The organism is uncultured Sutterella sp. (assembly GCF_937923675.1).
Taxonomy (GTDB): domain Bacteria; phylum Pseudomonadota; class Gammaproteobacteria; order Burkholderiales; family Burkholderiaceae_F; genus Sutterella.
Genome location: NZ_CALDXB010000079.1, coordinates 1 through 14,127, shown reverse-complemented (window position 1 = coordinate 14,127; position 14,127 = coordinate 1). Strand labels below are relative to the sequence as shown.

Sequence of the window (14,127 nt, the reverse complement as noted above, 5' to 3'; positions counted from 1 at the left end):
GCGAGCAGGTGGCATCATGTGCGCTGACAATCGCTCAAACTCCCGTGAATTTCCCATGTTTGCCCATGAACTCAATGCCGCATTGAAGGAGGGCGACAGCGACCGCTTCATCGTCCTTGTGGGAGGCCTCTGCCGGCGTTACGGCATGAGCGAGATCGCAAGACAGGCCGGCCTCAATCGTCCGCAGCTTTATCGGACTTTGCAGAAGGGAGGAAACCCGAGCTTCAGGAATCTCGTCCTCTGCCTCCGCGTCCTGGGCATTGAGCTCTCGGCATCGCAGAGAGCGGCGGATCGGAGTTTTGAATAGAAGGACGCTGCGGCGGAGATTGCGATCGAGGCAATGAAGCGGCGATCATCTCTGCACGCATTCATTAAAAGCTGCCTTCCCATAAGGAATCGTCTGACGAAGACCTGTACGCTTTCGTAACGGAACCAGAAGGGAAAACAGATGGGCTCCGGGGTCTCTGACCGCCGCGTCGAAATCCGCATGGTGCGGCCCGAATAGCGCCCCGGGCAGGTCCGGAGAGGGGGCTTCCGCCCGGCTCTCCTGACTTTCCTCGGCAATTCTCTTTCCTTTCAGCTGCTTTCCCGGCGGCTGATCGTCAGGAAAGCGCAAAGATCCGGTTGAGTTCCTTCGCCGGCAGGTCGCCGATCCAGGATTCGCCTGCCGCAACCGTGAGGTCCGCGAGGTCGCGCTTGGAGGCGAGCATGTCGTTGATCTTCTCTTCAAAGGACCCGGCCGTGATGAGCCGGTAGACCAGAACACCCCTGCGCTGCCCGATGCGGAAGGCGCGGTCGGTTGCCTGCGCTTCGACGGCCGGGTTCCACCAGAGGTCGTAATGAATGACGGCAGAAGCGGCGGTCAGATTGAGGCCCGTGCCGCCCGCCTTCAGCGAAAGAATAAAAATTCTCGCCGTGCGGTCCGTCTGGAAGCGGTCCACCATCTTCATGCGTTCGGTCCTCGAGACGCCCCCGTGGAGGAAGTCGGGACGCTCGCCCGTTGCGGCTTCGATCCACTCCTGAAGGCGCTCGCCCATCTCGCGGTACTGCGTGAAGATGAGCACCTTGCGGTCGGCTTCGAGACACTGACCGAGAATCTCGAGCATCGCGTCGGCCTTGCCGGAATCCGGACGAAGCGCTTCCGTCTTCGAATACTGCGACGGGGAATTGCAGATTTGCTTCAAGCTCGTGATGAGCTTGAGGACAAGACCGCGGCGCGCCATGCGGCCCGAGGGCGAGGAGGCGTCGGGAGCTTCCTCGGCCTTTCGGATTTTCTCCATGAGCTTCTGAAGCGTCGCCGCATAAAGGGCCGCCTGTTCGGTGCGCATCAGCGCATAGTGGTCCGCCGTATTCTTTTCCGGAAGATCCGCAATGATCGACTTGTCGGTCTTGAGGCGCCGCAGCATGAAGGGTGCGGTGAGGCGCCGGAAGGCTTCCGCCGCCTGCTGATCGCGGTCGCTCTCAATGGGTTCGGCAAAGGTTTTGGCAAATTCCTTCTGCGTGCCGAGGAGCTTCGGCTGCACGGCCGAGAGAATCGACCAATATTCCATCAGGCGGTTTTCAACGGGCGTGCCCGTCATGGCGATCACCTGATCGGCCCTGATGCCGCGCACGGCGGCGGTCTGAGCTGTGGAAATATTCTTGATCGCCTGCGCCTCATCGAGGACGAGAAGCTTCCAGCGGACGGAGGAGAGCACCTCATAGTCGCGCCGCAATGTGCCGTAGCTCGTGAGAAGCACGTCGGGCGCTTCTTCCGGAGCGGGGAGCTTTCTGTCGGCGCCGTAGTAGGTGCCGACGGTGAGGACCGGCGCGAACTTCGCGATTTCGCGCGTCCAGTTCGTGATGAGCGTGGTCGGGAGGACGGCAAGCACCTTGCGGGCTTTGAGGTCTCCCCGGTTCCTGAGTTCCAGAATGGCGGAAATGACCTGCAGGGTTTTGCCGAGACCCATGTCGTCGGCGATGAGGGAGCCGAGTCCGAGGGAGAGGTTCTTCATGAGCCACGAGTAGCCGCGCTCCTGGTAGGGGCGAAGCGCCGCGTTGAGGCCCTTCGGAGGCGGAACCTCCTCGACGTCGGTGATGTGCTTGAGCGCCTCCCGCACTTCCGGAGATACCTCCACGGGAGCGCCCTCATATTCGCCGGTGAGCACCGCGCGCATCTTTTCGAGCGCCGAGAGTTCTGGCGGATTTTCAAGCGTGCGGCGGATGAGGTCGATTTCCGCCGGGTCGAGGTAGACGAAGTCGTCGTCGATCTGAATGACTTCTCCCCGGTGGGCTTCGGCGAGCTTGAGGAACTCCTCGGCCGTCATCTCCCGATTGCCGATGGCGGCCTTCCAGTTGAATTCGCCGATCGCGTTCTTCGCGAGCAGACTCTTCGAGAAGCCTTCGCCCGCGCCCGCAGAAGCGGTGAGCCGGGGCCGGAGGAGTTTTCTCATCGAGGCCGGGAGCATCAGCGTGACGCCGAGCATCGTGAGGTAGGGGGCCGTCTCAAAGAGAAAGTCCCTGAGATCCTCCATGTCGAGCGTGGCGGGTCTGCCCTTCGACGACCGGATTTTTTCGAGCACGGGCGCGCCCGCGCTGAGTGTTTTAAGAACAGTGAGCGCCGCATAGCGGTGCGCGGCGTAGCGCGGCTCCTTAATGAGGCGCGAAAGCATGAGAGGCCGCTCGGTGGGTACGGGGCTCTCGGCGAGGGCTTTTTCGTTCGGCGCGTCCGCAGCTTCAGGCGTTCCTTCATCTTCGGGGGAATTCAGCTCCTTTTCCGCCGCGGCGCGAATGTCGGCATTGCGGCCGATGACGCCGAAATTGAGCTTGATTTTGCTTTCCTTCGCAGCGCGGACGGTGAGCACCGGGAGCCACGGATAAACGTCTCCGAGCGCAAAGGGCGCGAGCGCCCGGGCGAGAACGACGCCGGCATCGGGCGCCGTGCGGCCGTCGAGCGGCGTGAGGTCGAGCCCTGAAACCGCAAAGTCGAGAATGTCCTCGCGGTCGGCGAGCTTCGGATAGTTTCCGATGGTGTTCCTGAGGAATCCGGCAATGGCGGCGGAAAGGAGAAGAATCGCAGCGGCATAGGGCGACTTTTCAGCTTCCGGGAAGAGTTTGAGCGCCTTCGCGGAAATCATGCTCTTTGCCCAGGGGGCGATGCCGAGCGAGAGTTCCGTGACGGCGCGCCGTACGGCTGCGTCGCGAAGCGCCGGGAGCCACCAGACGCGGGGCGCAGGCGACTTGATTTTCGGGGATTCGGTAACAGCCGGAACGATGGCGCCGAGCCTGAGGAGCTCTGCGGCAAGGCGTGAAATTTCCCGCCAGCATTCAAATTCCGCCGGAAGGGCTTCGGCCTCGCGGGCGCTCGTCATGCGTATTGCCGGGAAGAATCCTTCGAGCGGAAGCAAAACGGCCTTCGGCTTTTTCCCGTCCGCGGACGGACGCGCGATCTCGAGCGTCCGCTCCATGCCGTCCTGCCCGAACCCTAGGAGCACCCGTGCGCCCGGCGTGCTGAGCTCCGGATATTCTTCGCCGAGCTCCTCGGTGATCCGGCTGTACAGGTCCGAAAGCGCGCGGGGAGCGGTGAGAAGCCCCCCTTCGGAAGCCGCGAGTTTGTTCTGGGCAGCGCGCTTTTCAATGGCAGAGAGCGTCTTTCTTGCGCTCTTCCAGAGCGTATTCAGATAGTCGCTGCAGTCCTTGCTCGAAGAGATGGGAGTCGTCTTCGGGTAAAGCTCGAGCATTACGCCGGCGAGATCGGGGAGCCCGGAGAGGGAGAGCGTGCGAAGCCGCGCGAGCGCTTCGGATTCAATCCGCGCGCGATCGTCGTCAGTGACTTTGTCTGACCCGGAGTCTGCCGCGGGGAAGCTCTCCGAGGCGCGGCGGAGGAGCGCTTCAGGCGAAAGCGGCTTCACCGTCACGGCGCCCCCGAGATTGATCCCGCGGGCCTTGAGCTCCTCCTTGAGGTGAATGCCCCGGAATTCAAAGATGAAGAAGGGATCTAGGTCGATTCTGTCGGCAATAATGTAGAAGACCGCGGCGATGTGCTTGCAGACCCGCGCCGAATCCGGGCAGGAGCAGGAAAGATGCATCGCGCGCCAGCTTCCCGGGAAAAGTTCAATCCCGAGCTTTTCGCAAAGAGGCGCAATTTCCTTCGGAAGCTCTCCGTCAAGGAGACCCGCGACGATGTCGGGGTCCGCGGCAATGGCGTCCGCAAGGCGCTTCACGCTCTTCGCGGGGACGGGCTTTATCCCGACCTCCACCTCATAGGGGTAGTAGGCGGAGCCGTCGACGAGCGCCTCGATGCGAAGGTTCGGGACATTGAACTTCGTTTCAATCACGCGTCCCGTATTGGCATACGTTTTCCCGCGGGGAAGACGATTGGCGTTGTCGACGCGCTCGAGGGCGCGCAGCCATTCTGCGCCCCACCAGGTGGTGCCGTATTGTCTTCTGGGAGCCATTTTGCGGGAATCCTTTGCTGCTGAAAGTGATTGAAGGAAAAGCGCCTGATGCGCAGAAACGCGAAAGGCCGTTCGCGCCGGTTTCTCGGGAGGAGAAGCCGACGGCGGACGGCCTTCGTCATTGAACCGGGCTCCCCGGGATGAAAAGATTCCGGGGAGCCCGGGTTGTGAGGAGCCCTGGTCAGATGCCGTTCAGGCGCTTCGCCATGCGGCAGAAGACCTCAAAGCCGACAGGCATGCTCTTCTCATCCTGAATTTCAAAGTCGGCGCGGTGATGACCGTGATGGTTGCAGCCGAACATGAAGTAGGCCGCCTTGCCGCCGTGGTCGACGACGCGCTTGATGAGAACCGTGCAGTCTTCGGAGCCGGCGGGCTTGTCCTCGCGGAAGGTGCGCGTGACGCCTTCGATCTTCTTCGCTTCCTCCTCGACCATGTCGATGAGGTCCGGGCAGACGGTAAGCGTCGTCGCTTCGCCCGCCTTCACGATTTCGCCTTCAACTTCGTAAGCGCGCTTGACGCCTTCGACGATGTTGCGGACGTTCTGAACCATGTATTCGTTCACTTCGCCCGTGGCGCCGCGAACTTCGAGCTGCATGTCGGCGTGAACCGGCGTGACGTTGCGGCCTTCGCCGGCGTTGAGCTTGCCCACCGCAATGCGCGTGACGCCTTCGCCGCTTCTCGGAATGCCCTGCATCATCATTGCAGCGGCGCAGGCGGCCATGAGGGCGCTTCTGCCCTTTTCAGGGTCGGAGCCCGCATGCGAGGGACGGCCGTGGAAGTGAACGTCGATCTTCGTCGAGGCGAGGAAGCCGCCCGTCATGAGGCCGACTTCTCCCAACTTCGCAAAAGTGCCGACGTGGCCGCCGATCAGGTAGTCGCAGTCGTCGACGATGCCGGAGGCAGCCATGGCGTTGCCGCCGCGGACGCCTTCCTCAGCGGGCTGGAAGAGGACCTTGAACTTGCCCTTCAGTTCGTCCTTGTGGTCGACGAGCCAGCGACAGACCTCAAGCGCGATCGAGGAGTGCGAGTCATGACCGCAGGCATGCATGAAGCCCGGGTGCTTCGAGGCAAAGCCGCATGCGGTGGGGACGTGGTCCTTCGAATCGGATTCGGAAACAACGACGCAGTCCATGTCGGCGCGGAACGCGGTGACGGGGCCCGGACGGCCCGTGTCGATGACGGCAACGACGCCCGTGTAGCCTTCCGTTTCATCAATGAAGGACTGCGGCACGCCGTGGGACCTGGCGCGTTCAATCGCTTCGGCGACGAGCTTCGGGTCGCGGCCCATGACGGCATCGGGATTGATGACCTTGAGACCAAGGAGAGGCTTGAGGCCGAGCGAGCGCAGACGCTCCGTAATAAGCCAGCTCGTTTCGAATTCCGTCCAGCCTTCTTCAGGCATCTGATGGATCTTGCGGCGGGTCGCAACCATTTCTTCGATGTACTGCTCTTTCGTGAATGCAGTCATGGGGTGAACTCCTTGAGCTTTTATGAAGCGAAATGCTTATGGAAAGAGAGCGTCCGGGAGTTTCTGAACCTCCGGATCGCAGGGCCTCAGTTGAAGGTCGGGCAGAATTTTAAACTTTTTCGGGCTCAGTCCTTTGAGAACTCTTTTTTGAAGGCGGCTCCGAAGGCGCTCAGTCCTTCCTTCGCTGCATCGTAAGTCCTGACGGCGCCGTCCTTTGCGGCTTCATAGCCTTCCTTCACGGTGCGCTTCGCGTCGTCATAGCCGTCGCCGCTTTCTTCCTTCGCGGTTGCCCAGCCGCGCTGAACCGCTTCCTTGGTCGAGAGGTAGCCTTTTTCGATGCAGTCGGCGGAAAGCGCACGGGCTTTGATGAGGCCTTCCTCGTCGGCCACCTGCTTGATGTGCGTGAGGGAGCAGGATTCCGCAGTGACGGACGCTCCGGCAGAAAGAGAGAAGGCGCCGGCGGCGCAGACGGATAGAAGGAGGAAAAGCTTCTTCATGATGGGTGTCCTTATGTCAGGTTCCGCCCGGGCGCATTAACGGCGCCTCGGCGGAGGATCAAGTCTCGAGCATGATGTCGGAAATTTTAAAAGGCATGAGGCGCGGCGTCGGAATGAAGACGTTTCTGAAAGCATCCGGGCCGCTGTAGACAGATCTTGTTGCATTTCGGGAGTCATTCTTACGGAGAGCGAAGCAGTTAAGCTGGAATCAATCGATTCTGCATGGTAAATTGTCTCCATCTATTCAGGAGCGCATCAAACAGGCGCGCCGAATCCAGCAAAGGAAATCCTCATGAAGAATACTTTCAAGATTCTCGCCATCTGCGCGGCAGCTGCCGCGGCCGGTCTCGCCCACGCTGACGCCGACCAGACGAAGCTCTACGATCCGATGTCTGCCAAGGAAAAGGTTGTCGTCAATGTCGACCTCCTCGGCAAGGACGGCAACACGGCCGTCGGCCAGGTGGTTGCGGTCAACACTCCCTACGGCGTTGCCTTCTACCCGAACCTCAAGGGCCTCACCCCCGGCATGCACGGCTTCCATGTGCATCAGAACCCGGACTGCGGCGCGACTGATGCCGGCCTCGCGATGAAGGCGGGCGGTCATTGGGATCCGGAAAAGAAGGGCGCTCATTCCTTCCCCTGGGACGACAATGGTCATAAGGGCGACCTTCCGAGCCTCTACGTTGCGGCTGACGGCACGGCTGTGACGCCGGTTCTCGCTCCGAAGTTGAAGAGCGTTGAAGAGCTCAAGGGCCATGCCATCATGGTTCACGTTGGCGGCGACAACTTCCATGATCATCCCGCCAAGCTCGGCGGCGGCGGTGCCCGTCTAGCCTGCGGCGTGATCAAGTAATGCCTTGAGCGACTGACCGCTTTACGTTGAAAACGGCTCGTTCCTATGTCTGGGGGCGGGTCGTTTTCGTATTCAGGGCCCGAAGAAACCGAGTTCATGCCGCGTAGAGAGGGTAGGGCAGTCTTCGGGCGGCTGCTGCAATGTAGATCAGGTAAAGCAGCTAAATCAAAAGAACGACAGTCATGAAAATATCAATTCAAGATGTTGGTCCCCTGTCATCAGCCGAGGTGGAGATTAACGGCATTACTGTTATCACAGGGGAAAATAATACAGGGAAAAGCATTGTTGGGAAATCTTTATTTGCCATTCTCAATGCTCAGAATAATTTAGAAAAGAAAGTAAAGAAAGCATCCGGGGGCGTTTCTTGGAGTAAAGGTGAGGCGGTAAAAGCTGTTGCCTCATCGTCGTTTAAAGGCGAATTTGGGGGTAGGATCTGCAATATTCATCACGAAGGTTCCATGGCGTCAGTAAAGATATTTATGGATGGCGTTGAGAGTGAAGTTGTAGTTGAAAATGATAAGGTTGTTGATTTTATAAATCCGCGTAATCTCAAGTTGCAGCCTGTTTTAATTGATGATGCATTATGTGTTGCATTGGATGTGCTGTCGTACTCTCCATCTTCTTTGAAGGCTTTCCCGGAGAGAATCATTCAGACGCTTGGCTCTTTATTTCCGTCAGGCAATGCGAAGAGTTCGATCCCAGTCGCTTTGCGTCAAACGATGTTTGAGCCAATATTTGAGAAATTCAAAGGTTTAATCTCGGGGCGGATGATATCGGAAAATGGCCGTTTCGCATATGTCGAAAATGAGAGGACAGGAAAGGTTTTGCCTTTGGCGAGTGTCTCTTCGGGGCTTAAATTTTTTGCTCTGCTGCAGGAATTCGTCCTGAATGGAATGATCTCCGAAAAGAGTACGGTAATTTTGGATAGACCTGAAATTTATCTCCATCCTCAGTGGCAAATAGACTTTGCCAAAATAATAACTTCCATGCAGAATGTTTTGGGTCTACATATTCTGATTACGAGCTGCAGCCCGTATTTGATAAGCGCCATTGATGTTTATTCGAAACGATATGGAATTAATGATAATAATAGATATTATTTTGCTGAATGTGTTTTTGAAGGGAATGTCGTCAGGGACGTTACGGGCAATTTAGCAGTAATTTACGATTCTCTTGCCGAACCCTATCAGATTATTGAAGACGCGGCTATGGAGCTTGAAAATACGCTGCTTTGATAACGCGGATTTTTCTTGTGCTCATTACAGAGCATAATCAGGACCGGAAAATTTTATTTCGATCCGGATGGTCGACATCAGGCGGCAGCCCCACGATGGGGGAAACCTTTTCCTCGTAGGAAAAGAAGAGCGTCTGCATGGCGAGCGCATACCATTCAAGGAATACGCGCACGCGCTTCTGGTGCCAGGCATCGCGGTTGGTGGCGATGAAGCATTCGACGGGCGGATGAAACCAGCCGGGGAGGACCGGCACGAGCCGTCCGTCGGCAATGTCTTCAGCAATCTGAACGAGCGGCATGTCGACGGCAACTCCCATGTCGCTGAGGAGCGCATTGCGGATGGCGAGGATGTCGGTCGAGCGGATGGAGCGCGCAAACTGAACGGGCGCTTCCCGGGTGCCGCGGAAAAGCACGCGCGTTTCGCTTCTCACGGGACCGTTGTAGATGTATCCCGTATGAAGCTTCAGGTCTTCCGGGTTGACCGGCATGCCGTAGCGGCGGATGTACCCGGGACTTGCAACCGGAAGATAGACGTTTCTGCCGCGGCTCATGTAGACGAGTCCGGAGGTCTTCGGTTCGCCGGTGAGCGTTGCGACTTCGCAGAGTCCCTTTTTGAGCTCGGCTTCCTGGAGGCCTGAGAGAATTTCAATGCGGATTTCGGGGTGAGCCTTCTGGAATTCGGAGAGGAGCGGGGTCAGGCGCCGGGAGGCAAAACCCGGGGCGGACGAGAGCCGGATGCTGCCGTCAAGCGTTCTGTTGGCATCCATGAGGCTCGTCATGAGCGAGTCGTGCGCGCGGAGGATGGTCTCCATGCGCTTCTGCGCGGTTTTCCCGGCGGGGGTCAGCCGGAGCGGGCGGGAATTGTGCTGAATGAGTTCCGTGCCGAGCGCCTTCTCAAGTCCCGCAATGGCGCGCGAGAGGGTGGAGGGTTCGGTTTCAAGCGCCTTCGCCGCTGCCGACAGAGTTCCGGTTCGCGCGAAGCAGAGGAACTGCCGCCAGGCAGAGAGGTCGTCGGTTTTCGGCATGGTCTGGTCCTTGAAATGCTCATCCACGCTCTCCATTCTCCTACGAAAGAAGATTGGGAGTACGGTTCTATTTTGCACAATGCGCAAAATTAGTTTGCGCAAAAAGGTATTGTAAGAAGACGTATGCGGGCAGAAACTGCGTCCTTATGAAGAGACCATAAGCGTCTCGGCATTCTCAGAATCAACGAAGGAAAAGAAAAGCATGGCCCGCGAACATGATGAGTTCTTCTGGATTTCCGCCATCAACAAGGCGACGGTTGTCGTTGAAGGACGAAACGGTCTTTTTGATGAAGCGCTTCTTCGCCTCGCGGCGAAGGGCATAGACGCCGTGGAAAAGGCGGGCGATGCGGATCCGGCGAAGCGCCCGGCCTCCTACATTGCGTACGAGCCGCTTCTCATCGCCGCGACGAATCCTGAAGTGACGGCGATCCACGCCGGCCGCTCGAGCCAGGACATTCTTTCCACCACACGCATGGCGATCATGCGCGACCGCGCGATGACCTTCGCCGAATCCTTCGACCGGGTGATCGCGAAGATCCTCGAGCTTGCCAGCGCCAACCTCGATACGATCGTTCCCAACTACACGAACGGCGTGGCGGCACAGCCGACAAGCTACGCGCACTATCTCTTAGGCTTTGCCGCTCCGCTCCTTCGCGACCGCGCGCGGCTCGAGGAATACCTTTCCCGCTACAACATTTCCTCGATGGGCGCGATGGTTCTGAACGGCACCGGCTGGCCGCTTGATCGCGACGGCATGGCTAAGGCGCTCGGCTTCGACCGTCCGGTGAGAAACGCCTTCGACGCGACCTGCGAGGCGCCTGTCGACACGGCGCTCGAATTTGCGTCGATCGTCGGCTCGGTCGCCATTCATCTCGGCTCCATGGTGAACGACATCATGGTGCAGTACGCGCAGCCGCGCCCCTGGATTCTTCTGGCCGAAGGCGGCGAAAACACCTACGTTTCGTCGGCCATGCCGCAGAAGCGCAATCCCGGCCTCATGAACAACTGCCGCGCGGACTGCTCCGACGTCGTATCTGAAATGAATGCCGTCTTCATGCGCGTTCACAACGTGGTGCCCGGCATGACGGACGGCAAGAGCGTTGCGAAGAACGGCCGCATGGCTAAGGCCGCTGTCGGCATGTGCGAAAGGTTCCTCAAGGTCCTGAACGGCCTTCGCATCAATCCCGCCCGGGCGCTCGAGGAACTCAATTCCGACTGGACGGCTTCGCAGGAAATCGCCGACCGCCTGATGCGCGAGCACGGGCTTCCCTTCCGGATCGGGCACCACATGGCGAGCCGCATGGTGTCCTATGCCCGCGCGAACGGTCTTCTTCCGCTCAACTTCCCCTATGCCGAAATCGTCCGGATCTACCGAGAGGAGATCACGGAGGAATTCCCGGAAGCGTCTCCCGTCTTCCCGATGAGCGAAGCGGAATTCCGCGATGCGCTTGATCCCAGGAAGATCGTCGAAAACCGCCGCACGGCCGGGAGCGCCCGTCCGAGCGAGGTTGAAGCGATGATCGGCGAAGATGAGGCGGCGCTCCTCGCACTCAGGTCGAAGCTTGAGGCGCGGGAAGCGCAGGTTGCAAAAGCGCTCGAAGCGCTCGACGCCGATTTTCGCCGCTATCTCTGACGAACCGAAAAACACCCCGAAAATCACGAATAAAAGTTAAACCACTGGAGAAACCAAAATGTCAGCTCTCCTGCCATGGATCGCAGTGATCGTCACGATCATTGCCGGCTGGGCGCTTCTGAAGCGCTACCAGACGCACCTGGTCCTTCTCTTTGCAGGCCTTGTCATCCTCGTCTGCGTCGCGCTCATGGGCGAAGCGAGCTTCCTGCCCAAGGGCGTGAAGCCCTCGGGATTCTGGCTCTTCGACATCTTCGCTACGCTAAAGAGCATTGCGACGAAGCAGAGCTCCGGGATCGGCTTCCTCATCATGACGGCGGGCGGCTTTGCGGCCTACATGGACCGCATCGGCGCTGCGAAGGCCTTGGTCGACATCGCCGTGAAGCCCCTCGCGAAGCTTCGCGCGCCTTACGTCGTTCTGGCTGCGGGGTATCTCGTCGGTCAGATCCTCGTGATGGTGATCCCGTCCGCCGCGGGTCTTGCAATGCTTCTGCTCGTTGCGCTCTTCCCGATTTTGAAGGCTGTGGGCACGTCCCCGGCTGCAGCGGCAGCCGTGATCGGCACCTCCGCCGGCATGACCTTCACGCCGACCGCCGGTACGGCAAACCTCGCCGCCAAGGTTGCGGGCCTCGATCCGATCATCTATCTCGTGCAGTATCAGCTTCCGCTTGCTGTTCCGACCCTCATCGTCTGCTGCGTTGCGCACTACTTCGTGCAGCGCTGGTACGACAAGAAGAATGACGACGTTTATGCCGAAGCGGCTGCCGTGAAGGCCGTGGATGCACCTCAGGTTCCGAAGTGGTACGCCATCTTCCCGATCCTTCCGATCGCGCTCCTCATCATCTTCTCGAAACTCGTCATTGCTTCCGTGAAGCTCGACACGATCGCCGCGCTCTTCATGGTCTGGACCGGCGTGGTCATCATTGAGATCATTCGTCTGCGCGACGTGAAGAAGATCTTCAAGGACGCGATGGCGATGTTCCAGTCGATGGGCAAGATGTTCGCGGGCATTGTCGCGCTCATCATCTGCGCGGAATTCTTCGCGACCGGCCTTCAGACCTCGGGCCTCATCGACGCGCTCATCAAATCCGCGCAGGGCGTCGGCGCCGGCATGGGCGCCATGACGGTCCTCCTCACGGGCATTGTCTCGGTGGTGACCTTCCTCACGGGGTCGGGCGTCGGCGCTTATTCCTCCTTCGCTACGCTGGCTCCGGATGTGGCCGCCGGTCTCGGCGGTTCGGTTGAAGCGCTGGTGACTCCGATGCAGTTCGCCTCCGGCATGCTTCGCGCCATGTCGCCGGTTGCGGGCGTCATCATCGCGGTTGCGGGCGCCGCCGGCGTCTCCCCGGTTGCGATCGTCCGCCGCACCTGGATTCCGATGATTCTCGGCCTCCTCACGACTCTCATCGTGAATCAGATCCTCTTCGGTTGATAGCCGGACAATTCGTCGAATCCATCAAAAGCTCCCCTGAGGCTTCTCGTCCCGGGGAGCTTTTCTTATGGCCATGCGTGTAAAGAGCCGCATGGCCTCTACGACATAAAACGACGCCCGGCGTGCTATACGGCTAGAATGGCCTTCAATCCACACGACCGGAGCACTATCCATGCCGCGCTACGCCAATCAGAACAAAATTACCGATGCGCTCATCGTCATTACGATTCTCAAGCAGATTCCGAGGCATTGGATTACGGCTTCCCAGATCCAGCAGAACCTCTCTGCGCTCGGCATGGAGCTCACTCCCCGGCGTCTGCAGCGCATTCTGGAAAGCATGCGCGACTGCGAGGAGCTTCAGATTGAAGTCGATAAGACCAATCGTCCCTACGGCTACAGAAGAAGCGTTCCGGACTCTGATCTCGTGATCGACAACCTGCCGCCGACGCAGAGCCTCCTGATACGCCTTTTTGAAGAGCACATGCACTATCAGCTGCCCGCTCCCATTACGGGCTCGCTCAGGTATCTCTTCGACAAGGCGAGCCTTTCCCTCAAGGAGCAGGGGGCGACAGACAAGATGAACCGGTGGCTCAAGAAAGTCGCCTTCGTCTCCGGGTGCGTGCCGATGATGCCCCCGAAGATCCTTGAGCGGATCTTCAATGCCGTGAGCGAAGCACTCTACCGGGACGTCATGCTTCACGTGAAGTTTGAAAACAGCCGGGGAGAGCAGAATGAAGCCGACGTGTCGCCGCTCGGTCTTGTTCAGCAGGAGCAGAGGCTCTATCTCGTCTGCCAGTTCGCGGGCTACGACAACTACCGGCATCTCGCGCTTCACCGCATTTCCGGGGCCCGGGTGCTTGATTTCCCGGCAGTGAGACCCAGGGACTTTTCGCTCGACAAGTACATCAGCGAGCGGCACTTCAACTATTCGAACGGCCGCCGCGTGCGGCTGATTCTCGAATTCACGAGCCCCGAGACGGCGAGGAACCTTTCCGAGACGCCTTTCAATACGACGCAGAAGCTTCAGAAATTGCCCGACGGCGCCTGGCGGCTTGAAGCCGATATGGACGATACCGTGCTCCTTGACGGGTGGATCGCGGGCTGGCGCGAAAAAGCAGGGATCCGCAAGGTGGAGAAGATTCTGATCGCTGAAAAGGCCTGATGCCGTCCTGACGATATGGACTGGCTCCTTTTGCTTTTTGCCGGCGCCTTTGAGGTCGGCATGACGTTTTGCCTCGGGAAGACCCGGGGCGCGGCAGGCTTTGAATTCTGCCTCTGGGCCGGCGGATTCCTCATCTCGGCCGCGCTCAGCATGGGACTTCTCGCAAAGGCTTCTCAGACGCTCCCGCTCGGCACCGCTTATGCCGTCTGGACGGGCATCGGTGCCGTGGGAACCGTTCTTGTCGGCATCCTGGTTTTCAAAGAGCCAGCGGCGCCTTTAAGACTCTTTTTCCTCTTTACGTTGATTGCTTCCCTGATCGGACTGAAGCTCGTGTCTTAAGGGGGCTTCCATAAATTCGGAAAGCCAGTTTTTCCACTTCGCCGACAGTAC

At 59.1% G+C, this 14,127-nt stretch carries 11 protein-coding genes; 7 read left to right on the top strand and 4 right to left on the bottom strand.

Translation table 11 applies throughout. The features are described from left to right. A partial coding sequence (locus Q0106_RS08690) for an addiction module antidote protein (protein WP_297611671.1) occupies positions 1–307 on the top strand: 307 nt, incomplete at its 5' end. Positions 308–602: 295 nt separating this feature from the next. Here Q0106_RS08690 and Q0106_RS08685 read toward each other — a convergent pair. The 3 genes from Q0106_RS08685 to Q0106_RS08675 form a co-directional block, all read right to left on the bottom strand. Then, the gene (locus tag Q0106_RS08685) at positions 603–4,436 is read right to left on the bottom strand and encodes a DEAD/DEAH box helicase (protein WP_297611669.1); all 3,834 of its coding nucleotides are present in this window, start codon (positions 4,434–4,436) and stop codon (positions 603–605) included. A gap of 181 nt (positions 4,437–4,617) precedes the next feature. Then, on the bottom strand, positions 4,618–5,904 hold the full coding sequence (locus tag Q0106_RS08680; RefSeq protein ID WP_297611667.1) for an amidohydrolase: 1,287 nt from the start codon (positions 5,902–5,904) through the stop codon (positions 4,618–4,620). A gap of 125 nt (positions 5,905–6,029) precedes the next feature. Beyond that, positions 6,030–6,401, bottom strand: coding sequence for a hypothetical protein (locus tag Q0106_RS08675; protein WP_297611664.1), 372 nt, complete (start codon positions 6,399–6,401; stop codon positions 6,030–6,032). 292 nt (positions 6,402–6,693) lie between these two features. Between Q0106_RS08675 and Q0106_RS08670 the strand changes: the two genes are divergently transcribed. Continuing rightward, a complete protein-coding gene (locus Q0106_RS08670) occupies positions 6,694–7,254 on the top strand; it encodes a superoxide dismutase family protein (RefSeq protein ID WP_297611662.1) in 561 nt (186 codons plus the stop codon). 182 nt (positions 7,255–7,436) lie between these two features. Then, positions 7,437–8,489 carry an AAA family ATPase gene (locus tag Q0106_RS08665; protein ID WP_297611660.1) on the top strand — a complete coding sequence of 351 codons (1,053 nt, stop codon included), beginning with the start codon at positions 7,437–7,439 and terminating at the stop codon, positions 8,487–8,489. Between the two features lie 37 nt (positions 8,490–8,526). Here Q0106_RS08665 and Q0106_RS08660 read toward each other — a convergent pair whose 3' ends face one another. Further along, complete coding sequence (locus Q0106_RS08660; protein WP_297611658.1) at positions 8,527–9,540, bottom strand: LysR family transcriptional regulator; 1,014 nt, start codon at positions 9,538–9,540, stop codon at positions 8,527–8,529. A 175-nt stretch (positions 9,541–9,715) separates the two neighbouring features. On the opposite strand from Q0106_RS08660, the gene Q0106_RS08655 reads away from it, so the two are divergent. From Q0106_RS08655 to Q0106_RS08640, 4 genes are all read left to right on the top strand, one after another. Continuing rightward, positions 9,716–11,146, top strand: a complete 1,431-nt coding sequence (locus Q0106_RS08655; RefSeq protein WP_297611656.1) for a lyase family protein — start codon at positions 9,716–9,718, stop codon at positions 11,144–11,146. A gap of 58 nt (positions 11,147–11,204) precedes the next feature. Beyond that, positions 11,205–12,575 carry a C4-dicarboxylate transporter DcuC gene (gene dcuC / locus Q0106_RS08650; RefSeq protein ID WP_297611653.1) on the top strand — a complete coding sequence of 457 codons (1,371 nt, stop codon included), beginning with the start codon at positions 11,205–11,207 and terminating at the stop codon, positions 12,573–12,575. A 172-nt stretch (positions 12,576–12,747) separates the two neighbouring features. Further along, positions 12,748–13,737: a WYL domain-containing protein gene (locus tag Q0106_RS08645; RefSeq protein WP_297611648.1), complete on the top strand. Its 990-nt coding sequence runs from the start codon at positions 12,748–12,750 to the stop codon at positions 13,735–13,737. 15 nt (positions 13,738–13,752) lie between these two features. Next, a complete protein-coding gene (locus Q0106_RS08640) occupies positions 13,753–14,076 on the top strand; it encodes a multidrug efflux SMR transporter (protein WP_297611645.1) in 324 nt (107 codons plus the stop codon). Positions 14,077–14,127 lie beyond the last annotated feature (51 nt).

Bases quoted from the DNA above. Each gene is read 5' to 3' on its own strand.
- Q0106_RS08685 (WP_297611669.1), bottom strand. From the start codon at position 4,436: ATGGCTCCCAGAAGACAATACGGCACCACCTGGTGGGGCGCAGAATGG.
- Q0106_RS08680 (WP_297611667.1), bottom strand. From the start codon at position 5,904: ATGACTGCATTCACGAAAGAGCAGTACATCGAAGAAATGGTTGCGACC.
- Q0106_RS08675 (WP_297611664.1), bottom strand. From the start codon at position 6,401: ATGAAGAAGCTTTTCCTCCTTCTATCCGTCTGCGCCGCCGGCGCCTTC.
- Q0106_RS08670 (WP_297611662.1), top strand. From the start codon at position 6,694: ATGAAGAATACTTTCAAGATTCTCGCCATCTGCGCGGCAGCTGCCGCG.
- Q0106_RS08665 (WP_297611660.1), top strand. From the start codon at position 7,437: ATGAAAATATCAATTCAAGATGTTGGTCCCCTGTCATCAGCCGAGGTG.
- Q0106_RS08655 (WP_297611656.1), top strand. From the start codon at position 9,716: ATGGCCCGCGAACATGATGAGTTCTTCTGGATTTCCGCCATCAACAAG.
- dcuC (WP_297611653.1), top strand. From the start codon at position 11,205: ATGTCAGCTCTCCTGCCATGGATCGCAGTGATCGTCACGATCATTGCC.
- Q0106_RS08645 (WP_297611648.1), top strand. From the start codon at position 12,748: ATGCCGCGCTACGCCAATCAGAACAAAATTACCGATGCGCTCATCGTC.
- Q0106_RS08640 (WP_297611645.1), top strand. From the start codon at position 13,753: ATGGACTGGCTCCTTTTGCTTTTTGCCGGCGCCTTTGAGGTCGGCATG.